We start from the raw sequence: 24,522 nt of genomic DNA, 5'->3' as shown, positions 1-24,522 counted from the left end.
AAACTCAGGGATCGCAGATGACGATCGGGATGACCCGATCGGTCCACGACCGGTAGTCGTCGAACGACGGATACATGGCATCCAGCTTCGGCCAGTACTCGGCGCGTTCCGCCTCGGTGGCATCGCGGGCCCGCAGTCGCAGGACCTCGTCCTTGATCTGCACGGAGACTTCGGGGTTGGCCTTGAGGTTGAAGTACCACTGGGGGTGTTTGTCACTGCCTCCCTTGGAGGCGACCAGAATCACCCGGTTCCCCTCGCGCAGGTAGAGCAGCGGGCTGACCCGGGGTTCACCGCTCTTGCGACCCGTGGTGGTGAGCAGCGCGACCGGCGCTTTCTGGAACGTGTTGCCCAGCTTTCCGTTGCTGCGCTGATAAATCCATGCGTTGCTCTTGGCCATCCACTTGATGATGAAGCCGACCCACGGGGCATTGAGTGAACGAGGCTTCGGTTTCGGCATGCGAGCTCCTTGACGTCCTCACCGCTGGATAAAGGGTTGGAAGCGAACCTTGATGTGGTGGATTTCGGCTTTCCCGCTTGCGCTTTCGGCCGGAATCACGAAGGTCTCGTCGACGTGTGCGGCGAGCCGCCGACCACCGAACGCCGCCCTGGTCAGCACCCGGTACGCCGCGTGCACCCGGTCGCCGTCGATGCGGTAGTCCGGTGGTGTCGTGTCCGCGAGCAACCGGTACTGGATTCCGCGATTGAGGCTGCGCCGCAGGTGATTTCCCGAGAAGCCGTTCTTGATTCCCTGCTCGACGCGGGTGCACCCGCGCGCGAACGGAACGGCGTCACCCTCATGGCTGACGAGCGCGTCGATGTATGACTGCGCCGCGGCGATGCGGCTCTCTTCGGAGACGATCAAGGGCGTGCTAGATGCGTTCGATGATGGTGCCGGTCGACAGGGCGCCGCCCGCGCACATGGTGATCAGCGCGGTCGTCTGGTCGGTGCGCTCCAGCTCGTGCAGCGCGGTGGTGATGAGCCGGCTTCCGGTGCTGCCGACCGGGTGCCCCAGCGCGATGGCCCCGCCGTTGACGTTGACCTTGGCCATGTCGGGATCGTGCACCCGTGCCCACGACAGCACCACCGAGGCGAACGCCTCGTTGATCTCGGTGATGTCGATGTCGCCCATCTTCATCCCGGCCTTCTCCAGCACCTTCGCCGTCGACTGCACCGGGCCGTCCAGGTGGTAGTACGGCTCGGCCCCGACCAGCGCCTGGCTGACGATGCGGGCTCGCGGCCGCAGGCCCAGCGCCTTGGCCTTGTCCTCGTCCATCCACAGCACTGCCGCCGCGCCGTCGGAGATCTGCGACGACGTTCCCGCGGTGTGGATTCCGCCTTCGAGCACGGGCTTCAGCGCGGAGAGGCCCGACAGGGTGGTGTCGCGGAGGCCCTGGTCGCGGCTGATCGTGACGCGCTCGGACGTCGGTTGTTTGTTCTCGTCGAGCGCCGGGGCCTCGATCGGGGAGATCTCGCGATCGAAACGGCCTTCTTCCCACGCCTGCTTGGCTTTGGTCTGGGACGCCAGGCCGAATTCGTCGATCTCGTCGCGAGTGATGCCGCGCCGCTTGGCGATCCGCTCGGCCGCGGTGAACTGGTCGGGAAGGTCGATGTCCCACGACGACGGGCGCAGGATGGTGCGGTCGGGACCCGCGTTCGCGCCGAGCCCGACGCGGCTCATGGCCTCGATGCCGCACGCGATGCCGATGTCGATGGCGCCCGCCGCGATAAGACCGGCGACCAGGCCGTTGGCCTGCTGGCCGCTGCCGCACTGGCAGTCCACGGTCATCGCACCGACGTGCTCGGGCAGGCCCGCGACGAGCCAGCTGACGCGCGTGATGTTGTTGGACTGCTCGCCGAACTGCGTGACGCAGCCGCCGACGATCTGCTCGACCATATCTATTTCGAAGCCGGAGTCGGCTCGTACCTTCTCCACGAGGGCCTTCTGCGTGGCCCCCAGCAACTCGGTGGCGTGCAGACCGGACAGCCACCCGTTCCGTTTGCCGATGGGGCTGCGAGTGGCTTCGACGATGACAGGGTTACCCATTCCGTCAGGCTAGAACACGTTTCATTACTCTGACAAGCGAGGATGGTGACCTGCCTTTTATCTGCGCAGGAGGCGTGTTTTACTGGCACTAGAACACGTTGCAATTAGTGTTGTAAAAGGAGCGCACCCTACATGGCACCCCCCAACATTCCCGCCGATTTCGACTTTCTCGACCCCGACGTCAACCTCGCCGGGCTGCCCGTCGAGGAGCTCGCCCAGCTTCGCAAGGCGGAGCCGATCCACTGGGTCGACATCCCGGATGGCGCGGGCGGGTTCGAGGACCACGGCTACTGGCTCGTCACCAAGCACGCCGACGTCAAGGAGGTGTCCAAGCGCAGCGACGTCTTCTCGAGCTGGATGAACGGCGCCATCCCGACCTGGCCGCCGGAGATGAAGCGGGAGCAGGTCGAGCTGCAGCGCAGCGTCATGCTGAACATGGACGCGCCGCACCACACCCGGCTGCGCAAGATCATCTCCCGCGGGTTCACCCCACGGGCCATCGGGCGGCTGGAAGCCGAACTGGCCCAGCGTGCCCAGAACATCGCCGCGACCGCCGCCAAAGAGGGCAGCGGCGACTTCGTCGAACAGGTCTCGTGCGAGCTGCCGCTACAGGCCATCGCCGGTCTGCTCGGCGTTCCCCAGGAGGATCGGGACAAGCTGTTCCGCTGGTCCAATGAGATGACCGGTGGCACCGACCCCGAGTACGCCCACGTCGACCCCGCGCAGTCGTCGCTGGAACTGATCACCTACGCCATGGCGATGGCGGCGGAGCGCAGCAAGAACCCCACCGACGACATCGTCACCACGCTGATCGAGGCCGACATCGACGGCGAGAAGCTCTCCGATGACGAGTTCGGTTTCTTCGTGGTCATGCTGGCGGTGGCGGGCAACGAAACGACGCGGAACTCCATCACCCACGGCATGATCGCGATGGCGAACAACCCCGATCAATGGGAGCTGTTCAAGAAGGAGCGGCCGGTGACCACGGCCGACGAGATCATCCGGTGGGCCACTCCGGTTTCGGCCTTCCAGCGCACGGCCAATGAGGACACGGAGCTGTCCGGCGTGCCGATCAAGAAGGGTCAGCGGGTGGTGATGTCGTATCGGTCGGCCAACTTCGACGAAGAGGTCTTCCAAGATCCGCACACCTTCAACATCCTGCGCGACCCGAACCCACACGTCGGCTTCGGCGGCACCGGCGCCCACTACTGCATCGGTGCGAACCTCGCCCGCATGACGATCAACCTGATCTTCAACGCGGTCGCCGATCACATGCCGGACCTCAAGCCGATCGGCGAGCCCGAGCGGTTGCGGTCGGGGTGGCTCAACGGCATCAAGCACTGGCAGGTCGACTACGCCGGCAAGCCCGCGGTGACGTCCTGATGGACTTCGACCTCACCGCGACGCAACAGGCCGTCGCCGATGTCGTCACGTCGGTGTTCGAGCGTGAATTGAGTTGGGACGCTTTGGTCGACGGCGGTGTCACGGCACTACCGGTGCCGGAGCGCCTCGGTGGCGACGGCGTCGGCCTAGCGGAGGTCGCCACCGTGCTGACCGAGATCGGCCGCCACGGCGCCATCACGCCGGCCCTGGCCACCCTGGGTTTCGGCGTGCTGCCACTGCTCGATCTGGCCTCCGATGAACAGCAGGACCGGTTTTTGGCCGGCGTCGCCAAGGGCGCCGTGCTGACCGCCGCCCTCAACGAGCCGGGTGCGGCGCTGCCGGACCGGCCGTCGACCACCTTCGCGGGCGGCCGCCTGTCGGGCACCAAGGTCGGCGTCGGCTATGCGGGACAAGCGGATTGGATCGTCGTCACGGCCGACAGCGCGGTCGTCGTCGTGTCGTCGAAGGCCGACGGTGTCGACACGGTCCAAACCCCGACCTCGAACGACTCCGAGGAGTACACGGTCACGTTCGCCGACGTCGCGGTCGAAGACTCAAACGTTTTGGCGGGCGCGACGGCGTCCCGGGTCAACCAGTTGGTGCTGGCCGCCGTCGGCGCCTTCGCCGACGGCCTGGTCGCCGGGGCGCTGCGGCTGACGGCCGACTACGTGGCCAACCGCAAACAGTTCGGCAAGCCACTGTCGACGTTCCAAACCGTCGCCGCTCAGCTCGCCGAGGTCTACATCGCCTCGCGCACAATCAATTTGGCGGCGAAGTCGGTTGCGTGGCGGCTGTCGGATGGCCGGGACGCGGACGACGACCTGGATGTCCTCGGCTACTGGATCACGTCACAGGCGCCGCCGGTCATGCAGATCTGCCATCACCTGCACGGCGGGATGGGGATGGACATCACCTATCCGATGCACCGGTACTACTCCACGATCAAGGACCTGTCCCGGCTGCTGGGCGGTTCTTCTCATCGTCTCGACCTGGTGGGAGCGCAATGTTCATAGACCTGACTCCGGAGCAGCGCCAGCTGCAAGCGGAACTACGGGAATACTTTTCGAACCTGATCTCGTCCGACGAGATGAAGGCGATGGAGCAGGACCGGCACAACGAGGCCTACCGCGCGGTGATCCGGCGGATGGGTAAGGACCGCAAACTCGGCGTCGGATGGCCGAAGGAGTTCGGCGGCTTGGGCTTCGGCCCCATCGAGCAATCGATCTTCGTCAACGAGGCGCATCGGGCCGACGTGCCGCTGCCCGCGGTGACGCTGCAGACGGTCGGTCCGGTGCTGCAGCAGTTCGGCAGCGAGGAACAGAAGAAGAAATTCCTGCCCGCCATCCTGGCCGGCGAGGTGCACTTCGCGATCGGCTACACCGAGCCCGAGGCCGGCACCGACCTCGCCGCCCTGCGGACGACCGCGGTGCGCCAGGGCGACGAGTACATCGTCAACGGGCAGAAGATCTTCACCACCGGCGCCCACGACGCCGACTACATCTGGCTGGCCTGCCGCACCGACCCGGAAGCCGTGAAACACAAAGGCATTTCGATCCTGATCGTCGACACGAAGGACCCCGGCTACTCCTGGACGCCGATCATCCTGTCCGACGGTGCCCACCACACCAACGCCACCTATTACAACGACGTGCGGGTGCCCGCCGACATGCTGGTCGGCGAGGAGAACGGCGGGTGGCGGCTGATCACCACCCAGCTCAACAACGAACGCGTCATGCTGGGCCCGGCGGGCCGGACCGCCGGCATCTACGACCGGGTGCACGCCTGGGCGTCCAAGCCGGGCAGCGACGGCGTCACGCCGATCGACCACCAGGACGTCAAGCGGGCCCTCGGTGAGATCCATGCCATGTGGCGGATCAACGAGCTGCTCAACTGGCAGGTGGCCGCCGCCGGTGAGGACATCAACGTGGCCGATGCCGCGTCGACGAAAGTCTTTGGCACCGAGAAGATTCAGTACATCGGCCGGCTCGCCGAGGAGATCGTCGGCAAGTACGGCAACCCCGCCGATTCGGATACCGCCGACCTGTTGAAGTGGCTGGACTCGCAGACCAAACGCAACCTGGTCATCACCTTCGGCGGCGGCGTGAACGAAGTGATGCGGGAGATGATCGCCGCGGCCGGACTCAAAGTGCCGAGGGTGCCTCGATGACCGACATCAAGGAAGCGGTCGCGGAGATCACCGCCACCGTCGTGGCTGCCCCGCGCCAGGCCCGGGATCCGGTGAACCAGCCGACGATCAACAACTGGGTCGAGGCGCTCGGGGACCGCAACCCGATCTACGTCGACGAGGCGGTCGCCAAGGCCGCCGGCCATCCCGGAATCGTCGCCCCGCCGGCCATGATCCAGGTGTGGACCATGTTCGGGCTGGGTGGGGAACGCCCGACCGACGACCCCATGGGCCCGATCATGCAGCTGTTCGACGAGGCCGGCTACATCGGGGTGGTCGCCACCAACTGCGAGCAGACCTACCACCGGTATCTGCGTCCGGGCGAGCAGGTCACGGTCGTCTCCGAGATGCGCGACGTGGTGGGCCCGAAGCAGACGGGGCTCGGCGAGGGATGGTTCATCAACCAGCACATCACCTGGCGGGTCGGTGACGAGGATGTCGCCGAAATGGCTTGGCGCATTCTGAAATTCAGGCCCCGCGAAGATTCCGGCGCGGCCGGGTCGGTCCCGCAGGACCTGGACGCCGACGCCATGATGCGTCCGGCGGTGTCGCGCGACACCGCCTTCTTCTGGGAGGGCGTGGCGGCGCACGAGCTGCGCATCCAGCGCCTCGCCGATGGCGCCCTGCAGCACCCGCCGGTGCCTGCGGTGTGGCAAGACAAGGCCGAACCCATCGACTACGCGGTGGCCAGCGGCCGTGGCACGGTGTTCAGCTTCGTGGTGCACCACGCGCCGAAGGTGCCCGGGCGCACGCTGCCGTTTGTGATCGCACTGGTCGAACTGGAAGAGGGCGTCCGCATGCTCGGCGAGCTACGCAACGTCGAGGCCGCCGAAATTAAAATCGGAATGCCGGTCCGCGCAACCTATATCGACTTCCCGGCCGGTGAGTCCGGCCCGGAGTGGAGCCTCTACGCCTGGGAGCCCTTGGGAGATCAAGCATGAGTGCACCCGTCGTTGAAGTGGGCACCACCCTGCCCGAACTAAAGCTGCACGGTACGCCGACGTTCATCATCTCGACGGCCCTGGCCACCAGGGACTTTCAGGATGTGCACCACGACCGGGACCTGGCTCAGGCCAAGGGTTCCAAGGACATCTTCGTCAACATCCTCACCGACACCGGCCTGGTGCAGCGCTATGTCACCGACTGGGCGGGTCCGACGGCGCTGATCAAGTCGATCGGCCTGCGGCTCGGTGTGCCGTGGTATGCCTACGACACCGTCACCTTCTCCGGCGAGGTGACCGCCATCGACGACGGCCTGATCACGCTGAAGGTGTTCGGCCGCAACAGCCTTGGTGATCACGTCATCGCGACTGTGACTTTGACGATGGGGGCTGCTTGATGCTTTCGGGTAAGGCCGCGATCGTCGGCATCGGTGCCACCGACTTCTCCAAGGACTCCGGCCGCAGCGAGTTGCGGCTGGCGGCCGAGGCGGTGCTGGATGCGCTCGACGACGCCGGGTTGAGCCCCTCCGATGTCGACGGGCTGACCACCTTCACGATGGACACCAACAACGAGACCGCCGTCGCGCGTGCGGTCGGCATCGGTGACCTGAAGTTCTTCTCGCAGATCGGGTACGGCGGCGGCGCCGCGTGCGCGACCGTCCAGCAGGCGGCGATCGCCGTGGCCACCGGGGTGGCCGACGTCGTCGTCGCGTACCGGGCGTTCAACGAGCGTTCGGGCATGCGGTTCGGTCAGGTGCAGACCCGGCTGGTGGGAAACGCCGGGGTGCAGGCCGATTCGACCGCGGCGGACAATTCGTTTTCCTATCCGCACGGCCTGTCCACGCCGGCAGCGCAGGTCGCGATGATCGCCCAGCGCTACATGCATCTGTCGGGTGCCAGCAGCCGGGACTTCGGTGCGATTTCGGTGGCCGACCGCAAGCACGCGGCCAAGAATCCGAAGGCGTACTTCTACGAGAAGCCGATAACCATTGAGGATCACCAGAATTCGCGGTGGATCGCCGAGCCGCTGCGGCTGCTGGACTGTTGCCAGGAGACCGACGGCGCGGTCGCCATCGTGGTGACGTCGCCGGAGCGCGCGAAGGATCTCAAGCAGCGGCCGGCGATCATCGAAGCCGCCGCGCAGGGCTCCAGTCCCGACCAGTACACGATGGTCAGCTACTACCGGCCGGAGCTCGGCTTGCCCGAGATGGGGGTCGTTGGCCGGCAGCTGTGGGCGCAGTCGGGGCTGAAGCCGACCGACATCCAGACCGCCGTGCTCTACGACCACTTCACCCCTTTCACGCTGATTCAGTTGGAGGAGTTGGGATTCTGCGGCAAGGGTGAGGCCAAGGACTACATCGCCGACGGTGCCATCGAGATCGGTGGGCGGCTGCCCATCAACACCCACGGGGGCCAGCTCGGCGAGGCGTACATCCACGGCATGAACGGCATCGCCGAGGGAGTGCGCCAATTGCGGGGCACCTCGGTGAATCCGGTGCCCGCCGTCGAGCACGTGCTCGTCACCGCGGGAACCGGTGTGCCCACGTCGGGCCTGATCTTGGGCTAGGGCCTGGCGGCGAGGCTGTCTCCCCGCCGCTTCCCCCCGCTGCCCGCGCTTCCGGCCGAGCGTGCCGCCGCTTCCGGCCGAGCGTGAAGTTAGTTTCACGCTCGCTGCCGACCGTGAAACTAACTTCACAGTCGACGAGTGAAGTGACGCCGGCAATGACACGTGCGACGCTGCCGTCGTGGTTGAGCCGTTCCTGGGGAGTGAGGCCGTTGCTCGAGGCGTATTAACCAGAGGCCAACTCTGCACTGGCTATCTCCGGCTGTTCCGAGACGTCTACGTCGATCGGGATGCGGATGTCACCGCCGCGCTACGAGCGAGGGCCGGCTGGTTGTGGTCCGGACGCAAGGGCGTGGTTGCCGGGTTCGGCGCCGCAGCATTACACGGGAGCAAATGGGTCGACGACTTGACGGTGGTGGACCTCATCCACGACAACCGCCACTTCCAGGCTGGGATCAGGGCGCACGGCGACCGTATCGAGGACGACGAAATCGTCGTCATGGGAAAGATCCCGCTGACCTCGGCAGCTAGGACAGCCCTCGATATCGGATGCTGGTATTCGAAGAATGCAGCGGTTGCCGGCATGGACGCGTTGGCCCGCGCGACCGGAATCAAGGCGGCCGACGTCGAGATACTCGCGGAAAGGTACTCGCGCCGCCGAGGCATCGTGCAGGCGCGCAAGGCCATAGCGCTATTCGACAGCGGCGCGCAATCACCGAAGGAGTCGTGGCTGCGGATTGTCTTGATCGAGGCCGGCTTGCCGCGGCCGCAAACCCAGATTCCCGTGCTCGACGAATTGGGCAGCGCGATCGCATATTTGGATATGGGTTGGGAGGACGTCAAAGTAGCGGTCGAGTATGACGGTGAACATCACCGCAGCGATCGCTGGCAGTACAGCTGGGACGTCCGGCGATTGGAGAACATCGAGCGTCGCGGCTGGATCGTAGTGAGGGTGCTCGCAGGCGACAGGCCGGCCGGAATCGTCCGTCGGGTGCGCGCGGCTCGCGCCCGCCGAGCGTGAAACTGCTTTCACGCTCGTAGCCGAACGTGAAACTAACTTCACGCTCGGCGCGAGAAGGCTGGACGCTCGGCGCGAGAAGGCTGGGCGCGAGAAGGCTGGGCGTTCGGCGCAAAAGCTACGCAGGGACCAGTTCGACGCCCGACAGCACGACGGCGTTGTCGCGCGAGGGCGCGACAACGCTGGCCAGGAAGCGGCCTTCAGAAGACGTCGAGTCCTTCCAGATGCCGACCTTGAGCGTTTCACCGGGGAACGCCACCCCGGCGAAACGCGCGCCGTAGGCCGCGACAGCGCCGGCATCACCGTCGAGCAGCGCATCGGTGATCGCCTTGCAGGTCATGCCGTACGTGCACAGTCCGTGCAGAATGGGCTGCGAAAACCCTGCGGCGGCGGCGAATTCGGGATCGGAATGCAGCGGGTTGCGGTCGCCGCACAACCGGTAGAGCAGTGCCTGTTGCGGCAGGATCGGCACGTCGACCTCGAGATCGGGAGCACGGTCCGGCGGGCCGTCCGAGGTCGAGGCGCCACGCTCGCCGCCGAATCCGCCTTCGCCGCGGGCGAAGATGGACCGGCGCTGCGTCCACAGCAGCGTGCCATCCGGCGCGGTCACCGTCGTCTCGCTCCAGATCACCGCGGCCTTGCCCTTGTCCCAGATGTCCGTGAACCGGGTGACGGCCTTGGCCGAGCCCGACGGCGGCAGCGGAGCGGGCGCTTCGACGCGCTCGCTGGCGTGCAGCACCTTGCCCAGCTCGATGTCGATACCCGGAAATTTGACCGTCGGCGGTTTCGTGGCATGGAAGGTGGCGGCCACGTTGCCGAACGTCGGCAGCACCTGCGGGGTGTCGTCGATCAGGTAGCGCAGCTCGCGCGGATCCATCGGATCGGCGCCCGCGCCCAGTCCCAGGTGGTAGAGCTGCACATCGCTACTGGCCCAAGAGAATTCGATGGGATCCAGCTCGGCGTTCAGCGCGACTTCTACGTCGATCGGCATCTCAGCTCTCCTCCGCGATGTGCAACGCCGCCAGGTAGCCGAATGTCATGGCCGGACCGATGGTGCCACCCGGACCGGGGTACGTGTGGCCCATCACCGGAGCACTGACATTGCCTGCGGCGTAAAGGCCTTCGATGATACTGCCGTCGTCGCGCAGCGCGCGGCCGTGGACATCGGTGCGGATGCCGCCCTTGGTCCCCAGGTCACCGGGCACCATCTTGGCCGCGTAGTAGGGCGCATGACTGATCTCGCCGAGGTTGGGGTTCGGCTTGTTGGTCGGGTCGCCGTAGTACCTGTCGTACGCGCTCTCGCCACGCTTGTAGTCCTCGTCGACGCCGGAGCGCGCGAACCCGTTGAAACGTTCGACCGTCGCGGCGAGTTCGCCCGGTGGGAGGCCGGCCTGCTGCGCCAGCTCGGCCAGCGTGTCGGCCTGGATGATGACCCCGGACTCCAGCCACTTACGCGGAATACGTTGTCCGGGCTGCAATCCCGCGAAAATGTAGCGGTCCCGGTACTGCTGGTCGAACACCAGCCACGCGGGAATGTTTTCGCCCGGGCCGGGTCCCTGACCGTATTGGCCGCCATACATGTGATGGCAGGCTTCGACGTAAGGCATCGATTCGTTCATGAACCGCCTGCCCGACATGTTGACGATGATCGATCCGGGCGAGTTGCGCTCGGACAACGCGAACCAGGGCGCACCCACCAGCGGGACGGTCGGACCCCACCACGCGTCTTCCATGATGTCCAGTGCGGCGCCAAGCTTTTCGCCTGCCAGGATTCCGTCGCCGGTGTTGGCGACCGCGCCCACGGTCCACTCGGTGGTGATCGGTGCGCGCTGGTATTTCACCCGCATCTGCTCGTTGTGCTCGAACCCGCCCGACGCCAGGATCACGCCACGGCGGGCCCGGATCAGCTGGGGCTCACTGGATTCGGCGTCGCCGGTGCCGCGCGCGTAGACGCCGCGCACGACGCCGTCTTCGACGTAGAGGTCGGTGAGCGCGGTGTTGAGCACTACCGGCACCCCGGCCCGCTGCAATCCAATGCGCAGCGGACCGATCAACGCCCGGCCCATGCCGACGAGGTTCTTGCCGGTCGCCTTGGCCCACATGGTGCGTGCCCCGACCTTCAGGCTGCGCGCCACGCCGCGGGGGTGCCGCTTGAGCTGGTTCAGCCGCACGTAATCCTGTTGCATCACCACGACGTTCAGCGGGACCTTGCCGTACGCCGGCTCCAGGCCGGATTCGTCGGCGCCGAGCTTGCGGGCGTTGAACGGCTTCGGCTCGATCGATCGGCCCTCCGCGCGGCCGCCCGGCGACTCGGGGTAGTAGTCGGAGTAGCGCGGGACCCAGCACATCTTCAGCGGGGTGTGCATGAGGACGAACGACAGCATCTCGGGGCCGCGCTCGAGGTAGGTATCGATGCGCTCGGGCTCGACGACGTCTCCGATGATCCCGTGCAGATAAGTACGGGCGGCCTCGGCGGTATCGCGGACCCCGTCACGCTTGAGCACTTCGTTATTTGGGATCCAAACGCCGCCTCCTGAGCGTGCGGTGGAGCCGCCGAAGTGGGGGGCCTTCTCGATGACTATGGTGGAAAGACCCCGGTGAGCGGCGGTAAGGGCGGCCACCATGCCGGCTCCGCCGCTTCCGACCACGACGACGTCGTACTCCTGCGCTGACATGTAGAACACGTTATAGAATTGCCCGGGGCGGCCGCTACTGGCCCGGTCGAGCGACGAGGAGACTTGGAGAGATGCTCAGTGTTGCCATGCGCGACGAGCTGGCCGCCGACTTGGCGCAAGCCGAGCGCAGTGGCGAGCCGATAACCCCGCTGACCGCCACCTATCCGGAGATCGACGTCGTCGACGCCTATGAGATTCAGCTGATCAACATCCGCCAGAGGGTCGCCGAAGGCGCCCGGGTGCTGGGCCACAAGGTCGGCCTGTCCAGCGAGGCGATGCAGCAGATGATGGGGGTCGACGAGCCGGATTACGGCCATCTGCTCGACGAGATGCAGCTGTTCGAGGACACTCCGGTCAAGACGAACCGCTACCTGTACCCGCGGGTGGAAGTAGAGGTCGGTTTCATCCTGTCCGCGGATCTGCCTGGCGCCGGCTGCACCGAGGACGACGTGCTGGCGGCCACCGAGGCGTTGGTCCCGTCGATCGAGTTGATCGACACCAGGATCACCGACTGGAAGATCGGGTTGTGCGACACCATCGCCGACAACGCGTCTTCGGCGGGCTACGTACTGGGTCAGGCGCGGGTCTCGCCGACCGAGCTCGATGTGACGAAGATCGACGCGGTGCTGACTTGCAACAGTGAGGTGATCGCCAAGGGACGTAGTGACGCGGTGCTGGGCAATCCGGTCACCGCGGTGGCCTGGTTGGCGCGCAAGGTGGAGAGCTTCGGCGTCCGGTTGCGCAAGGGTGACGTGGTGCTGCCCGGGTCGTGCACGCGGGCGATCGACGTGCACCCCGGCGACGACTTCGTCGCCGATTTCGCGGGCCTCGGTTCGGTCCGCCTGTCGTTCGAATAGGCTCGAATTTAAATCATCTAACTAAACCTCAAAGCTCGAGGAGCATCATGCCGACTAAGGCGACTGTGGCCATTGTCGGGTCGGGGAACATCAGCACTGACCTGCTATACAAGCTGCTGCGATCGGATTGGCTGGAACCCCGCTGGATGGTCGGCATCGACCCGGAGAGCGAGGGCTTGGCCCGGGCCCGAAAGCTGGGTTTGGAGACCACCCACGAGGGTGTGGACTGGTTGTTGGCGCAGCCGGAGAAGCCCGACCTGGTGTTCGAAGCGACCAGCGCCTACGTGCACCGCGACGCCGCACCCAAGTACGAGGCCGCCGGGATCCGCGCGATCGATCTGACGCCGGCCGCCGTGGGCCCGGCGGTGATCCCGCCGGCCAACCTGCGCCAGCACCTGGACGCACCGAACGTCAACATGATCACCTGCGGTGGGCAGGCAACCATCCCGATCGTGTACGCGGTGTCGCGTGCCGTCGCCGACATCGGCGGCGTGCCCTACGCCGAGATCGTCGCCTCGGTCGCCTCACTCTCGGCCGGTCCCGGCACCCGCGCCAATATCGACGAGTTCACCAAGACCACCAGCAGGGGCGTAGAGACGATCGGCGGAGCCAAGCGCGGCAAGGCGATCATCATCCTGAACCCGGCCGACCCGCCGATGATCATGCGCGACACCATTTTCTGCGCCATCCCGGAGGACGCCGACCGAGACGCTATTGCCAAGTCGATTCACGACGTGGTGGCTGAGGTGCAGACCTATGTGCCGGGTTACCGGCTGCTCAACGAGCCCCAGTTCGACGACCCGTCGATCAACTCGGGTGGGCAGGCGCTGGTCACCACATTCGTCGAAGTGGAGGGTGCGGGCGACTATCTACCGCCTTACGCTGGAAATCTCGACATCATGACCGCCGCGGCAACGAAGGTGGGCGAGGAGATCGCCAAGGAGTCCTTGAGCGCGACGGCCGGAGGAGCGCAATCATGACCCGTGCCGACGACGATGCAGTGGGGATACCGCCCGCTTGCGGGGGACGAAGCGATGAGGAGAAGTGGCGCCATGAGTGAAGTCTTCTTCAACCCGGTCTGGGACGTCCGGATGACCGATACGTCGCTGCGGGACGGCTCCCACCACAAGCGCCATCAGTTCACCACCGACGAGGTCGGCGCCATCGTGGCCGCTCTGGACGCCGCCGGAGTGCCCGTCATCGAGGTCACCCACGGCGACGGCCTGGGCGGCTCGAGCTTCAACTACGGGTTCTCCAAGACCCCCGAGCAGGAGCTGATCAAGCTCGCGGCCCAGACCGCCAAGGAGGCGAAGATCGCCTTCTTGATGCTGCCCGGCGTCGGCACCAAGGAAGACATCAAAGAGGCCCAGAACAACGGCGGCTCGATCTGCCGGATCGCGACGCACTGCACCGAGGCCGACGTGTCGATCCAGCACTTCGGCCTGGCCCGCGAGCTCGGCCTGGAAACCGTCGGGTTCCTGATGATGAGCCACACCATTGCGCCCGAGAAGCTGGCGGCGCAGGCCCGCATCATGGCCGACGCCGGCTGCCAGTGCGTCTACGTGGTCGATTCGGCCGGAGCGCTGGTCCTCGAGGGCGTGCGGGACCGGGTGGCGGCGCTGGTCGCCGAGCTCGGCGACGATGCCCAGGTCGGCTTTCACGGCCACGAGAACCTGGGGCTCGGGGTGGCCAACAGTGTGGAGGCGGTCCGGGCGGGCGCCAAGCAGATCGACGGCTCCTGCCGCCGGTTCGGCGCCGGGGCGGGCAACGCGCCCGTCGAGGCGCTGATCGGGGTGTTCGACAAGATCGGCGTGAAGACCGGGATCGACTTCTTCGACATCGCCGACGCGGCCGAAGAGGTGGTCGCCCCGGCGATGCCCGCCGAGTGCCTGCTCGACCGCAATGCGTTGATCATGGGGTATTCCGGGGTGTACTCGAGCTTCCTCAAGCACGCCATCCGCCAGTCCGAGCGCTACGGTGTGCCGGCCCACCAGCTGCTGCACCGCGCCGGGCAGCGCAAACTCATCGGTGGCCAGGAAGACCAGCTCATCGACATCGCGCTCGAGATCAAGCGCGAGCAAGAGAGCGGCGCCGCGGCGTCGCGCTGATCCGTCTCTCGCCTGCACGCACAGGCCACGCTAAGGTGCCGCGAGTAGCCTGGCGCACATGAGCACATCCAACACAGTCGGCGCTCGGCGTCGTGGGCTGTACGGCCTGCTCGCCGGGGGATTGATGACCGCTGCCGCCGCTGCGGTGATCGCGGTGCCCTTGGCCGGCACGGCCAGCGCGCAGTGCAACCAGGACGTGGGTGCGTCCATCGATGCGTACCTGCAGAAGCACCCGGACCTCCACCAGCAATTGCAGCAGAGGTCTCAGGCCGAAGGCGGCAACGGCAACGTCATCGACTACCTCAATCGGCATCCCGACGTGCGCCAGCACCTGATCGACCTTTCCCACTCCTGCCCTCCGTAGTGAGTCTGCGTCGTCCGTGAACGCCGCGGCCGACGCGCGGGAACGTTCGCCATTGACGAAAAAGTAGAACACGTTCTAGCGTCTAGGCGTGTTCTCTGATTCCCTCATCGAAGCCATCGCCGAGTCCGAGAAGCTGGTGGCCGCGGCGCCTCACATCGAGACCGAAGCCGACCTGCTGGAAGGGCTGCAGTACCTGGCCGGCTGCATCGCTGGCTGTCTGCATCTGTCGTTCGACTACGACCGCGACCATCCCTTCCTGCAATCGGGCACCGGGCCGTTCACCAAGATGGGCCTGGACAACCCCGACACGCTCTACTTCGGCACGCGGGTGCACGCCAACCACGATTACGTGGTCACCGGCCGGCGCGGCACCACCACCGACCTGAGCTTCCAGCTGCTGGGCGGGGAATACACCGACGACAACGTCCCGGTCAGCCAGGCCGCGTTCGACGACCGGGAACTGCAGATCGCACCCGACGGCAGCTTCGAGTGGCGGGTACGGCCGACGAGTCCCGGGCAACTGGTCATCCGCGAGGTGTACGGCGACTGGGCGGCGCAGCGCGGCACGCTTTCCATCTCGCGCCTGGACACCGCGGGCACCGCGCCGCCCCCATTGACCCGCGAAATCATCGAAAAGCGTTATGCCACAGCCGGAAAGCAACTGGTTAACCGGGTGAAGACGTGGCTGCAGTTCCCGCAGTGGTTCTACTTCAACATTCCGGTGAACACGATGGTCGCGCCCCGGCTGACGCCGGGTGGACTGGCGACTCAGTATTCGTCGGTGGGCCACTACGAGCTGCGGCCTGACCAGGCTCTGGTGATCACCATCCCGGCCACCGACGCGCCCTACCTCGGTTTCCAGTTGGGCAGCCTGTGGTACATCTCGCTGGACTACATCAACCACCAGACATCGCTGAACAACACTCAGGCACAGGCGGATCCGGACGGCAAGGTGCGCATCGTCGTCGCCGACCAGAACCCGGGCGTGACCAACTGGGTCGAAACCCTCGGCCATCGCAAGGGCATCCTGCAGTTCCGCTGGCAGCGGGTGTCGCGTCAACTCACCGAAGCCGACGGCCCCTCCGTCGAGCTGGTCGACGTCGACGCCATAGCGACCACGTTGCCCTACTTCGAGCACAACAAGATTTCCGAGGACGAGTGGCGCGCGCGAATCGCGCTGCGCCAACAACAAATTGCGGCAAGGATGCTGGGGTGACGATGTCAGGGATGCTCAACGACAAGGTAGTGATCATCAGTGGCGTCGGCCCGGGTCTCGGTACCACGCTGGCACACCGATGTGCCGACAACGGTGCCGACCTGGTGCTGGCGGCCCGTACCGTCGAACGGCTGGACGAGGTCGCCAAGCGGATCAACGACTCCGGCCGCAAGGCCGTGGCGGTCCGCACTGACATCACCGACGACGACGAGGTCGCCTACTTGGTCGAGACCACTATGGCCACCTACGGCAAGGTCGACGTACTGATCAACAACGCGTTCCGGGTGCCGTCCATGAAGCCGTTGGCCGGCACCAGCTTTCAGCACATCCGAGACGCGATCGAGCTCAGTGCGCTGGGCGCGCTGCGGCTGATCCAGGCCTTCACGCCGGCGTTGGAGGCGACGCACGGATCGATCGTCAACGTCAACTCCATGGTGCTGCGCCACTCGCAGGCGAAATACGGCGCGTACAAGATGGCGAAGTCCGCGCTGCTCTCCATGTCCCAATCGCTGGCCACCGAGCTCGGTGACAAGGGCATCCGGGTCAATTCCGTTGCGCCGGGGTATATCTGGGGCGACACATTGCAGGCGTACTTCGAGCACCAGGCGGGCAAGTACGGCACGACAGTCGACGAGATCTATGCGGCCACCGCGGCGAACTCCGATTTGAAGCGCTTGCCCACCGAGGACGAGGTGGCATCGGCCATTCTGTTCCTGTCCAGCGATCTGTCCAGCGGCATCACCGGGCAGACCCTGGACGTCAACTGCGGGGAGTATCACGTCTGATGTCCGAGCGCACCGATATCGGCACCGTCGACGAGCTGCACGCATCGGCCACCAAGCTGACCGGGCTCGACGACTTCGGCGCTGACGACGACAATTACCGCGAAGCGCTGCGCGTCCTGCTGGACTCCTACCGGACCGAGGCCGGGCTTACGGTGTTGGGCAGCAAGATGAATCGCTTCTTCCTGCGCGGAGCGCTGGTCGCGCGATTGCTCTCCGAATCGGCGTGGAAGCAATACCCGCAATACGCCGACGTCGTCATCGAACGGCCCATCTTCGTCACCGGCCTGGTACGCACCGGAACCACGGCGCTGCACCGGCTCCTGGGCGCCGATCCCGCGCATCAGGGCCTGCACATGTGGCTCGCCGAATTCCCGCAACCGCGGCCACCGCGCGAGACTTGGGAATCGCACCCGCTGTATCGCCAGCTCGACGCGCAGTTCACCCAGCACCACCAGGAAAACCCCGGCTACACCGGGCTGCACTTCATGGCCGCCTACGAGCTGGAGGAGTGCTGGCAGCTGCTGCGGCAGTCGCTGCATTCGGTGTCCTACGAAACGCTGGCGCACCTGCCCAGTTACGCCCAGTGGCTCTCGGAGCAGGACTGGACGCCGTCATATCAGCGGCACCGCCGCAACCTTCAGCTGATCGGGCTCAACGACGCCGACAAACGTTGGGTGCTGAAGAATCCCAGCCACCTGTTCGCGTTGGACGCGTTGATGGCGACCTATCCCGACGCGTTGGTGGTCCAGACTCATCGTCCGGTCGAAACGATCATGGCCTCGATGTGCTCGCTGGCGCAGCACACCGCGGAGGGGTGGTCGACGTCGTTCACCGGGGCTCAAATCGGCGCTGATGCAATGGAAACCTGGTCGCGGGGACTGGAGCGGTTCAACACCGCGCGAGCCAGATACAGTCCGTCGCAGTTCTACGACGTCGACTACAAGGAATTGATCACCGACCCGATGGGCACCGTGGCCGACATCTACCGTCACTTCGGCCTGACGCTGACCGATGAGGCCAAGGCCGCCATGGAGAAGACCCACGCCGACAGCCAGGCCGGCGAGCGCGCACCGAAGCACACTTATTCGCTGGCCGACTATGGACTCAGCACCGAGGCCGTCAAGGAGCGCTTCGCAGGCCTTTAAATCACGGGCGCCACAATAGTTTCCGGATTTGTGGTTGCGCGTTTTGCCCGCCTCGCAGCGACAACATTCGCGAATCGCGCTGTCGCGCCAGCGTTGTCGCTCGAAGGTGGGCAATACACCAATGCCGGAGCGGCGGGCCGTTCATAACCGCGGGCAGGGCCCCGGAGTTGACGTTCGCTCAGTCGTCGTCCGGCTCGTCGTCGAGGTCCAGATAGCCCTCGGCGACGGCATGTTCGATGCTGTCACCGAGTTTGGGGCACGACCTCGTGCGCGCGGTGTCGCCCCCGGACGCACGCACCTCGGTGAAGTGCGCACACCGCTGCCACGCCTCGGTGTTCCATTGCACCGCGGTGTGTCCGGGCCCGAGCCTTCGAACGGTGACCCGCACGTGGCAGAACCGGCAGTCCACCGGCAACAGACCCGAGTTGAGGTAGCGCTCGCGGTCGGCCCGACTGGCCTCGGCGACCGCAGCGGCGCGCTGCGGATCGTCGGTGAAATCCCTTGATTTCGACCAGGACCCACCCTTGCGTTCGGGGCCGGCTCGATGCTCGTCGTGGTCGTGATGATCGCCGTGCAGCAACAACATCGACCGCGCGAGCTGATCGACGTCAGGTACCGCCGGCTGATCCTCGCTCATGATTCCTAGTGTTGCTTAGCCGGCACGTCGTCGGTGGCGGGCTCGTCCGCCGCGGAGTCCTTGGCCTTGAGGTTCTGCTCCACCTCGGCATTCCAGTACTCATTGGCTCGGGTGGTGTCGACCTCGATCTCGAAGCGCTCCACCATCTCCGGCTCGATGTCGGCGACGTCGACGTAGAACTGCTGGTACCAACGACGCAACTGATAGACCGCGCCGTCCTCTTCGACCAGCAGCGGATTGTCGATGCGGGTCTTGTGCTTCCAGATCTCGACGTCCTGCAGGAAGCCCTTGCTGACGCCCTCGGTGAACACCCTCGACAGCTTGTCGGTCATCTTTTCGTCCATGCCCTTGGGCTTTTCGACGATGACACCCCACTGCAGCATGAACGAGTTCTGGGTCACCGGGTAGTGGCAGTTGATCAGGATCGACTCGGCCTTGTAACCGCCGTAGCTATTGTGCAGCCAGTTGATCATGAACGACGGCCCGAAATAGGATGCCTCCGAATCCAAGTGCGCCTCACCGTAAGACGTGCCGAGGTCGTTGACGTCGGGCCGGCCCACGTTGTGCAGGTACTGCGAGGCGATGTGGCCCTCGAACACGTTCTTGAAGTACGTCGGCAACCCGAAATGGATGTAGAAGAAGTGCGCCATATCGGTGACGTTGTCGATGATGTCGCGGCAGTTGGAGCCCTCGATGAGGATGCTGTTCCACCGCCACTCGGTCCACTCGTCGCTGTGGGACTCCGGGATGTCCGGGATGCGCACGGCGGGGTCCGGGGGATTGTTCTCGTGGTCGTGCCAGACGAACAGCAGGCCGCCGCGCACGTCGGTCGTCCACGAACGGGTCCGCGCCGTCTTGGGTGTGCGCTTGGCGTACGGGACCAGCTTGCAGCGGCCGTCACCGCCCCAGCGCCAGTCGTGGAACGGGCAGGCGACCTCGTCGCCCTTGATGGTGCCCTCGGAGAGGTCGCCGCCCATGTGGCGGCAGTAGCCGTCGAGCACCTTGATGTCGCCCTGCGAGTCGGCGAAAACCACCAGCTTGGTGCCGAACGCCTCGATCGAGTGCGGCTTTCCGTCCTGGAAGTCCTTCGCAACGCCCAGGCAGTGCCAGCCGCGGGCGTATCTGGTCGGCAAGGCGCCGGGATCGATCTCCCGGATGCCGACCGCCTTGGTGTCGGTACTCACCTGTCACCTCCAACTCGCTGGGCCTCTAACTAGAACACGTTACAGTTTTGCAGCGGGCGCGCGCAACGACGGCGAGCCTGGCCATGGCATATGCGCGCTGCGGTATATCTAAACGATGCCGCTGTTTGCGTTCGAGGGCCGCGCGCCACGGGTCGATCCCACCGCTTTCGTGGCCCCGACGGCCACTCTGATCGGCGATGTCGTGGTGGAGGCGGGGGCGTCGGTCTGGTTCAACGCCGTGTTGCGCGGCGACTACGGGCCGATCGTGGTGCGCGAGGGCGCCAACGTCCAGGACGGATCGGTGTTGCACGCGCCACCCGGCATCCCGGTCGACATCGGTCCCGGTGCGACGGTCGCCCATCTGTGCCTGATTCACGGGGTGCACGTCGGCCAGGAGGCGCTGATCGCGAACCACGCCACCGTTCTGGACGGTGCGGTGATCGGGGCGCGCAGCCTGGTGGCCGCGCACTCACTGGTGACGGCGGGCACCCAGATCCCGGCCGGGATGCTGGCCGTCGGAGCGCCGGCGCAGATCAAGGGCCCTGTCGCCGGGACCGGCGCCGAGATGTGGGTCAAGGTGAACCCGCAGGCCTACCGCGACCTCGCCCAGCGGCATCTGGCCGGGCTGGAGCCGCTCTAGACTTTGCGCGTGTTGGCCGCGGCGCGTTCCATCTCCCAGTAGGCGCGCAGGGCCACCATCTTGCCCTCGGCGTCGACCCGGTAGGTGAAAACGCCCTCGGCTGTCGTCTGGTACTCACCCGTCGTGATGAGGATGTGCCCGACGTTGGCTTCCTCGTTGCCGCACTGGTAGGTGTCGCGGAAGAAGAACTCGATCTTGCTGGTGGGGGCGATGGCCTTGTCCCAGAAGGCCGAGATGGCGTCACGGCCCCGGTGGCCGAGGCCTTCGGGGTCGAACACCGAGGGCCCGATCGGGTCCTCGACGATGGCGTCGTCGGCGAATACCGCCAGCCAGGCGTCCTTGTCCCGGGCCGCCACCGCGTCGCGGGAGCGGCGGCCGGCCTCGTGCGCGGGATGCTCACTCAACGGCGCCGCTCCTCCTCATCGCTGCGTCCCCCGCAAGCGGGCGGTACCCCCACTGCATCGTCGTCGGCGCGCTCACGAGACCTGCTGGGCCGCGGGCTTGTCAGCACCCACCACCCACATCGAGTAGTACTGGGAGCCACCGCCGTAGGCGTGTCCCAGGGCCTTTCGCGCGTTGGGAACCTGGTGGTCGCCACCCTTGCCCATCACCTGAATGGCCGCTTCGGCGAACCGAATCAGGCCCGACGCGCCGATCGGGTTCGACGACAGCACCCCGCCGGACGGGTTCACCGGCAGCCGACCGCCGATCTTGGTTTCGCCCGCTTCGGTGAGCTTCCAGCCTTCGCCCTCGGCGGCAAACCCGAGGTTTTCCAACCACATCGGTTCAAACCAGGAGAACGGGACATAGATCTCCGCGGCGTCGATCTCGTCGATCGGGCTCTCGATGCCGGCGGCCTTCCATAGTGCCGCGGCGGCGTCACGGCCGGCCTGCGGGCTGACCTGGTCGCGTCCGGCGAACTGCAGGGGCTCGGTGCGCAACGCGGTGGCGTGGATCCAGGCCACCGGATGTCCTTGCGCCAGGCGGGCTTCGGCGGCCTCCTCATTGCCGATCACGACGGCGGCGGCGCCGTCGGACGACGGGCAGGTCTCGTCGTAACGGATCGGATCCCACAGCATGGGCGAGGCCATCACCTTCTCGAGGGTGATGTCGGGTTGGTGCAGGTGTGCCAGCGGGTTCTTGACGCCGTTGAGCCGGTCCTTGACCGCGACCATGGCGCCGATGTTCGTCGGCGCGCCGGTCCGGCGGATGTAGGAGCGCACGTGCGGGGCGAAGTAGCCGCCCGCGCCGGCGCCCACCGGCTTGATGAACGGGATGGGAATCGACAACGCCCACATGGCGTTTGACTCCGACTGCTTCTCCCAAGCCATCGCGAGCACGCGCCGGTACTTGCCGGACTGGACCAGGCTGGCGGCAACCACGCCGGTAGAACCGCCGACCGATCCGGCGGTGTGCACCCGGATCAGCGGCTTACCCGTGGCGCCCATGGCGTCGGCCATGAACAGCTCGGGCATCATGACGCCCTCGAAGAAGTCCGGCGCCTTGCCGACCACGACGGCGTCGATGTCGTCGAAGGTGGAACCGGAATCGGCCAGCGCCCGGTCGATGGCCTCGCGCACCATGCCGTTCATCGAAACGTCCTGGCGTTTGGCGACGTACTTCGTTTGTCCGGTACCTAGTACCGCAGCAACGTTTGGCCCTGCACCGGCCATCAGTTCTTTCCTTCCATCACCGCGACCAGGTTCTGTTGTAGCGCAGGCCCGCTGGTGGCGTGCGCCAGCACCCGCTCAGCAGAACCGTTCCAGATGTGTTGTGCCGCAAAGCCGATGCGTTCGAGACCGGCGACGAACATGGGATTGGCCGCCAGCGCGCCGCCGGACGGGTTGACCTTGGTCGGTCCCGGTATCCGGATGGCTTCCGCGATGATCAGGTGTTGGTGGGTGAACGGCGCGCAGATCTCGGCAACGTCGAGGTTGTCGGTCCGCCCGCCGGTGGCCACCTGGGCGGCGGCCTTGGTCGACGGGGACTCGGTGAGGTCCCGCGCGCCCAGCACCGGCGTTTCGATGCGATGCTCGATTCCGGTGATCCAGGCCGGGTTTTCGCGCAGCTCGCGCGCCCGGTCGCCGGCCGCGAGCACGATGGCCGCGGCGCCGTCGGTGATCGGGGCGATGTCGTGGCGGCGCAGCGGGTCGGCGAAGAAGGGCCGCTCGAGCAGTTCGGCCACGCTGATCGACCCCTCCACGTTGTCCACCCGGCGCGCGTTGGCGAAGGAGTCGAAGGCCACGCGCGCCATCTGCTCCTCGGTCCACTTGCCGGTGTCGAGCCCGATGCGCGCCTGCAGCCCGGCCATCGAGATCGAATCCGGCCACAACGGCGCGACGGTGTACGGGTCGGTCTGCCGCGTCAGGATCTGACGCAGGATGCCCGCCGAGGACTTGCCGAAGCCGTACACCAGCGCGGTGTCGACCTCGCCGGTCAGGATCTTGATGTAGGCCTCGTAAAGCGCCCAGGCCGCGTCCATCTCGACGTGTGATTCGTTGATCGGCGGAACGGCGCCGATCGAGTCGATCGCCGAGATGAACGAAAATGCCCGTCCGGCAAGGTAATCAGATGATCCGGAGCACCAGAAGCCGATGTCGGTCCGGCTGATGCCCAGCTCCTCGTACAGCTGGGCGAAGCACGGGATCAACATTTCGACACCGTTGGTGGTGCCGTCGGTGCGGCGGACGTGCGGTGCGTGGGCAAAGCCGACTACCGCGACGTTGCGAGCGCTCATGTGTTCTTAAGCCCTTTACAGGTGGTGCTTGTAGGTGTCGTAGTCGGCGTCGGGTTCCCCGGTCGGCCGGAAGTATTCGATGTTGTCGATCCCAAATCCCCACTCCTCGCGGGGTTTCCACACCGCCTCGACGCGCATGCCCATCCGCACCTCGTGGGCGTCGATGTCGGCGACCAGATGCAGGAACGGGATGTCGGAACCGTCGAGCAGCACGTAGGCCGCCACGTAGGGGGGCTTGATGCGCTGACCCTGGAACGGGATGTTGATGATCGCGAACGTCGTGACGGTGCCCTTGTCCGGCAATTCGATGAACTCGGTCGTCGGCTGGCCGGTGGCGGGGTCGGCGCCGTGCGGCGGGAAGTAGACCTTGCCGTTCTCGCCCGTCTTCGCGCCGAGCAGCTTGCCCTGCGCGATGGCCCGCAGGTAGGCGCTCTCCTCGTGTGAGGCGCTGTGCTGGATTGTGAGCGAGACGGGGGTGACGACCATGGTCACCGGGTCTTTGTCGCCGTCCGAGTGCTCCGTCACGGCCTCGGCTTCCTCACCGAGCTCGAAATACGCGATGTCGGTGATGGCGCCCACCGGCTCGTCGGCCCAGCGCACATGCACCCGGGTGCCGGTCTTGATGTTCTTCGGCTCGCCCGCGTCCACCGCGTGGATCAGCGGGGTGTCGGCGCCGTCCAGCTTGATCAGCGCCCAGGCGAACGGCCTGTCCAGCGGCTGGCCCTCCATCGGCTCGGGCTGCCAGGTCCACGAGACGACGGTGCCGACATTGGACACCGGTACCATCTCGCCCAGCGGCTCATAGGTGACCGGGTCATACTCCGCCGGCGGGACGTGCACCCGGCCATCGGATCCGCGCACACCCAAGACGTGGCGGTCACGCAGTGCGGTGAAGAACTTGCCCAGCGTGGGGCCGACCGAACGGGTGTAGTCGAAGGACAACGTCAGTGGCGCGGCGAGCGGTGGCTCAGGGTGATCCATCAGGGGCGGGCTACTCGAACTGGCTGTCACGCCATCGAGTAGAACAGGTTCTAAGAA

Annotated in this window: 26 protein-coding genes and 1 pseudogene; 15 read left to right on the top strand and 12 right to left on the bottom strand. The window is 66.1% G+C overall.

Features of this window, described 5'->3' with window-relative positions:
- Positions 1-4: 4 nt before the first annotated feature.
- Genes AC5Y30_RS04825 through AC5Y30_RS04815 form a run of 3 tightly spaced genes read right to left on the bottom strand, consistent with a single transcriptional unit; the run spans position 5 to position 2,045 of the window.
- Complete coding sequence (locus AC5Y30_RS04825) at positions 5-457, bottom strand: nitroreductase family deazaflavin-dependent oxidoreductase (protein WP_499916933.1); 453 nt, start codon at positions 455-457, stop codon at positions 5-7.
- 18 nt (positions 458-475) lie between these two features.
- Positions 476-862 (bottom strand): DUF8021 domain-containing protein, encoded by a 387-nt coding sequence (locus tag AC5Y30_RS04820; protein ID WP_499916931.1) that lies wholly within the window; start codon positions 860-862, stop codon positions 476-478.
- Positions 863-869: 7 nt separating this feature from the next.
- Entirely contained in the window at positions 870-2,045 is a 1,176-nt protein-coding gene (locus AC5Y30_RS04815; RefSeq protein ID WP_499916929.1) for a steroid 3-ketoacyl-CoA thiolase, read from the bottom strand.
- A gap of 132 nt (positions 2,046-2,177) precedes the next feature.
- On the opposite strand from AC5Y30_RS04815, the gene AC5Y30_RS04810 reads away from it, so the two are divergent.
- The 7 genes from AC5Y30_RS04810 to AC5Y30_RS04780 all read left to right on the top strand — a co-directional run bounded on the left by AC5Y30_RS04810 (position 2,178) and on the right by AC5Y30_RS04780 (position 9,139).
- Positions 2,178-3,428, top strand: a complete 1,251-nt coding sequence (locus tag AC5Y30_RS04810; protein WP_499916927.1) for a cytochrome P450 — start codon at positions 2,178-2,180, stop codon at positions 3,426-3,428.
- On the top strand, positions 3,428-4,441 hold the full coding sequence (locus AC5Y30_RS04805; RefSeq protein ID WP_499916925.1) for an acyl-CoA dehydrogenase family protein: 1,014 nt from the start codon (positions 3,428-3,430) through the stop codon (positions 4,439-4,441). Before AC5Y30_RS04810 ends, AC5Y30_RS04805 begins: the two co-directional genes overlap by 1 nt.
- Positions 4,432-5,595 carry an acyl-CoA dehydrogenase FadE29 gene (fadE29, locus tag AC5Y30_RS04800; RefSeq protein WP_499916923.1) on the top strand — a complete coding sequence of 388 codons (1,164 nt, stop codon included), beginning with the start codon at positions 4,432-4,434 and terminating at the stop codon, positions 5,593-5,595. Before AC5Y30_RS04805 ends, fadE29 begins: the two co-directional genes overlap by 10 nt.
- Complete coding sequence (locus tag AC5Y30_RS04795) at positions 5,592-6,554, top strand: bifunctional MaoC family dehydratase N-terminal/OB-fold nucleic acid binding domain-containing protein (protein WP_499916921.1); 963 nt, start codon at positions 5,592-5,594, stop codon at positions 6,552-6,554. The genes fadE29 and AC5Y30_RS04795 overlap by 4 nt, the downstream gene beginning before the upstream one ends.
- Positions 6,551-6,952: a MaoC family dehydratase gene (locus tag AC5Y30_RS04790; RefSeq protein ID WP_499916919.1), complete on the top strand. Its 402-nt coding sequence runs from the start codon at positions 6,551-6,553 to the stop codon at positions 6,950-6,952. Before AC5Y30_RS04795 ends, AC5Y30_RS04790 begins: the two co-directional genes overlap by 4 nt.
- Positions 6,952-8,121 carry a 17-hydroxy-3-oxo-4-pregnene-20-carboxyl-CoA lyase gene (gene ltp2 / locus AC5Y30_RS04785; RefSeq protein WP_499916917.1) on the top strand — a complete coding sequence of 390 codons (1,170 nt, stop codon included), beginning with the start codon at positions 6,952-6,954 and terminating at the stop codon, positions 8,119-8,121. Before AC5Y30_RS04790 ends, ltp2 begins: the two co-directional genes overlap by 1 nt.
- 178 nt (positions 8,122-8,299) lie before the next feature.
- Entirely contained in the window at positions 8,300-9,139 is an 840-nt protein-coding gene (locus AC5Y30_RS04780) for a putative endonuclease domain-containing protein (protein WP_499916915.1), read from the top strand.
- A 115-nt stretch (positions 9,140-9,254) separates the two neighbouring features.
- Here the strand turns inward: AC5Y30_RS04780 and chsH3 are convergent, their stop codons facing one another.
- Positions 9,255-10,127 carry an enoyl-CoA hydratase ChsH3 gene (chsH3, locus tag AC5Y30_RS04775; protein WP_499916913.1) on the bottom strand — a complete coding sequence of 291 codons (873 nt, stop codon included), beginning with the start codon at positions 10,125-10,127 and terminating at the stop codon, positions 9,255-9,257.
- A 1-nt stretch (position 10,128) separates the two neighbouring features.
- Positions 10,129-11,811: a 3-oxosteroid 1-dehydrogenase gene (kstD, locus tag AC5Y30_RS04770; RefSeq protein ID WP_499916911.1), complete on the bottom strand. Its 1,683-nt coding sequence runs from the start codon at positions 11,809-11,811 to the stop codon at positions 10,129-10,131.
- Between the two features lie 71 nt (positions 11,812-11,882).
- Between kstD and AC5Y30_RS04765 the strand changes: the two genes are divergently transcribed.
- The 7 genes from AC5Y30_RS04765 to AC5Y30_RS04735 all read left to right on the top strand — a co-directional run bounded on the left by AC5Y30_RS04765 (position 11,883) and on the right by AC5Y30_RS04735 (position 18,286).
- Positions 11,883-12,668, top strand: a complete 786-nt coding sequence (locus AC5Y30_RS04765; RefSeq protein ID WP_499916909.1) for a 2-keto-4-pentenoate hydratase — start codon at positions 11,883-11,885, stop codon at positions 12,666-12,668.
- A 47-nt stretch (positions 12,669-12,715) separates the two neighbouring features.
- Positions 12,716-13,648, top strand: coding sequence for an acetaldehyde dehydrogenase (acetylating) (locus AC5Y30_RS04760; RefSeq protein ID WP_499916907.1), 933 nt, complete (start codon positions 12,716-12,718; stop codon positions 13,646-13,648).
- Positions 13,649-13,720: 72 nt separating this feature from the next.
- Entirely contained in the window at positions 13,721-14,776 is a 1,056-nt protein-coding gene (gene dmpG / locus AC5Y30_RS04755) for a 4-hydroxy-2-oxovalerate aldolase (protein ID WP_499916905.1), read from the top strand.
- A gap of 58 nt (positions 14,777-14,834) precedes the next feature.
- The gene (locus AC5Y30_RS04750; RefSeq protein ID WP_499916903.1) at positions 14,835-15,140 is read left to right on the top strand and encodes a hypothetical protein; all 306 of its coding nucleotides are present in this window, start codon (positions 14,835-14,837) and stop codon (positions 15,138-15,140) included.
- Positions 15,141-15,228: 88 nt separating this feature from the next.
- Positions 15,229-16,356, top strand: coding sequence for a hypothetical protein (locus AC5Y30_RS04745; protein WP_499916901.1), 1,128 nt, complete (start codon positions 15,229-15,231; stop codon positions 16,354-16,356).
- Between the two features lie 2 nt (positions 16,357-16,358).
- Positions 16,359-17,141: an SDR family oxidoreductase gene (locus AC5Y30_RS04740; RefSeq protein ID WP_499917627.1), complete on the top strand. Its 783-nt coding sequence runs from the start codon at positions 16,359-16,361 to the stop codon at positions 17,139-17,141.
- The gene (locus AC5Y30_RS04735) at positions 17,141-18,286 is read left to right on the top strand and encodes a sulfotransferase family protein (protein WP_499916899.1); all 1,146 of its coding nucleotides are present in this window, start codon (positions 17,141-17,143) and stop codon (positions 18,284-18,286) included. The genes AC5Y30_RS04740 and AC5Y30_RS04735 overlap by 1 nt, the downstream gene beginning before the upstream one ends.
- A 178-nt stretch (positions 18,287-18,464) precedes the next feature.
- On the opposite strand, the gene AC5Y30_RS04730 is transcribed toward AC5Y30_RS04735, so the two are convergent.
- Positions 18,465-18,923 (bottom strand): hypothetical protein, encoded by a 459-nt coding sequence (locus AC5Y30_RS04730; protein WP_499916897.1) that lies wholly within the window; start codon positions 18,921-18,923, stop codon positions 18,465-18,467.
- Positions 18,924-18,928: 5 nt separating this feature from the next.
- On the bottom strand, positions 18,929-20,107 hold the full coding sequence (locus tag AC5Y30_RS04725; RefSeq protein ID WP_499916895.1) for a 3-ketosteroid-9-alpha-monooxygenase, oxygenase component: 1,179 nt from the start codon (positions 20,105-20,107) through the stop codon (positions 18,929-18,931).
- A gap of 115 nt (positions 20,108-20,222) precedes the next feature.
- Between AC5Y30_RS04725 and AC5Y30_RS04720 the strand changes: the two genes are divergently transcribed.
- Positions 20,223-20,747 carry a gamma carbonic anhydrase family protein gene (locus tag AC5Y30_RS04720; RefSeq protein ID WP_499916893.1) on the top strand — a complete coding sequence of 175 codons (525 nt, stop codon included), beginning with the start codon at positions 20,223-20,225 and terminating at the stop codon, positions 20,745-20,747.
- Here the strand turns inward: AC5Y30_RS04720 and AC5Y30_RS04715 are convergent.
- From AC5Y30_RS04715 to AC5Y30_RS04695, 5 genes and pseudogenes are all read right to left on the bottom strand, one after another.
- Positions 20,744-21,151: a nuclear transport factor 2 family protein gene (locus tag AC5Y30_RS04715; RefSeq protein ID WP_499916891.1), complete on the bottom strand. Its 408-nt coding sequence runs from the start codon at positions 21,149-21,151 to the stop codon at positions 20,744-20,746. The genes AC5Y30_RS04720 and AC5Y30_RS04715 overlap by 4 nt on opposite strands.
- Positions 21,148-21,222, bottom strand: a pseudogene (locus AC5Y30_RS04710) (16S rRNA (guanine(966)-N(2))-methyltransferase RsmD); the annotation flags it as partial. The gene AC5Y30_RS04715 and the pseudogene AC5Y30_RS04710, both read right to left, overlap by 4 nt.
- Before the next feature lies 1 nt (position 21,223).
- A complete protein-coding gene (locus AC5Y30_RS04705; RefSeq protein WP_499916889.1) occupies positions 21,224-22,420 on the bottom strand; it encodes a thiolase family protein in 1,197 nt (398 codons plus the stop codon).
- The gene (locus AC5Y30_RS04700) at positions 22,420-23,484 is read right to left on the bottom strand and encodes a thiolase family protein (protein WP_499916886.1); all 1,065 of its coding nucleotides are present in this window, start codon (positions 23,482-23,484) and stop codon (positions 22,420-22,422) included. Before AC5Y30_RS04700 ends, AC5Y30_RS04705 begins: the two co-directional genes overlap by 1 nt.
- A gap of 15 nt (positions 23,485-23,499) precedes the next feature.
- Positions 23,500-24,495 (bottom strand): Zn-ribbon domain-containing OB-fold protein, encoded by a 996-nt coding sequence (locus tag AC5Y30_RS04695; protein ID WP_499916884.1) that lies wholly within the window; start codon positions 24,493-24,495, stop codon positions 23,500-23,502.
- Positions 24,496-24,522 lie beyond the last annotated feature (27 nt).

The sequence above is a fragment of the Mycobacterium sp. NGS27 genome, assembly GCF_059813005.1.
This window is presented reverse-complemented; position numbering and strand designations above follow the sequence as displayed.

Excerpts from the sequence above, each read along its gene's own strand:
- AC5Y30_RS04825 (WP_499916933.1), bottom strand. The coding sequence starts at position 457 with ATGCCGAAACCGAAGCCTCGTTCACTCAATGCCCCGTGGGTCGGCTTC.
- AC5Y30_RS04815 (WP_499916929.1), bottom strand. The coding sequence starts at position 2,045 with ATGGGTAACCCTGTCATCGTCGAAGCCACTCGCAGCCCCATCGGCAAA.
- AC5Y30_RS04810 (WP_499916927.1), top strand. The coding sequence starts at position 2,178 with ATGGCACCCCCCAACATTCCCGCCGATTTCGACTTTCTCGACCCCGAC.
- AC5Y30_RS04805 (WP_499916925.1), top strand. The coding sequence starts at position 3,428 with ATGGACTTCGACCTCACCGCGACGCAACAGGCCGTCGCCGATGTCGTC.
- fadE29 (WP_499916923.1), top strand. The coding sequence starts at position 4,432 with ATGTTCATAGACCTGACTCCGGAGCAGCGCCAGCTGCAAGCGGAACTA.
- AC5Y30_RS04795 (WP_499916921.1), top strand. The coding sequence starts at position 5,592 with ATGACCGACATCAAGGAAGCGGTCGCGGAGATCACCGCCACCGTCGTG.
- AC5Y30_RS04790 (WP_499916919.1), top strand. The coding sequence starts at position 6,551 with ATGAGTGCACCCGTCGTTGAAGTGGGCACCACCCTGCCCGAACTAAAG.
- ltp2 (WP_499916917.1), top strand. The coding sequence starts at position 6,952 with ATGCTTTCGGGTAAGGCCGCGATCGTCGGCATCGGTGCCACCGACTTC.
- chsH3 (WP_499916913.1), bottom strand. The coding sequence starts at position 10,127 with ATGCCGATCGACGTAGAAGTCGCGCTGAACGCCGAGCTGGATCCCATC.
- kstD (WP_499916911.1), bottom strand. The coding sequence starts at position 11,811 with ATGTCAGCGCAGGAGTACGACGTCGTCGTGGTCGGAAGCGGCGGAGCC.
- AC5Y30_RS04765 (WP_499916909.1), top strand. The coding sequence starts at position 11,883 with ATGCTCAGTGTTGCCATGCGCGACGAGCTGGCCGCCGACTTGGCGCAA.
- AC5Y30_RS04760 (WP_499916907.1), top strand. The coding sequence starts at position 12,716 with ATGCCGACTAAGGCGACTGTGGCCATTGTCGGGTCGGGGAACATCAGC.
- dmpG (WP_499916905.1), top strand. The coding sequence starts at position 13,721 with ATGAGTGAAGTCTTCTTCAACCCGGTCTGGGACGTCCGGATGACCGAT.
- AC5Y30_RS04750 (WP_499916903.1), top strand. The coding sequence starts at position 14,835 with ATGAGCACATCCAACACAGTCGGCGCTCGGCGTCGTGGGCTGTACGGC.
- AC5Y30_RS04740 (WP_499917627.1), top strand. The coding sequence starts at position 16,359 with ATGTCAGGGATGCTCAACGACAAGGTAGTGATCATCAGTGGCGTCGGC.
- AC5Y30_RS04735 (WP_499916899.1), top strand. The coding sequence starts at position 17,141 with ATGTCCGAGCGCACCGATATCGGCACCGTCGACGAGCTGCACGCATCG.
- AC5Y30_RS04730 (WP_499916897.1), bottom strand. The coding sequence starts at position 18,923 with ATGAGCGAGGATCAGCCGGCGGTACCTGACGTCGATCAGCTCGCGCGG.
- AC5Y30_RS04720 (WP_499916893.1), top strand. The coding sequence starts at position 20,223 with ATGCCGCTGTTTGCGTTCGAGGGCCGCGCGCCACGGGTCGATCCCACC.
- AC5Y30_RS04705 (WP_499916889.1), bottom strand. The coding sequence starts at position 22,420 with ATGGCCGGTGCAGGGCCAAACGTTGCTGCGGTACTAGGTACCGGACAA.
- AC5Y30_RS04700 (WP_499916886.1), bottom strand. The coding sequence starts at position 23,484 with ATGAGCGCTCGCAACGTCGCGGTAGTCGGCTTTGCCCACGCACCGCAC.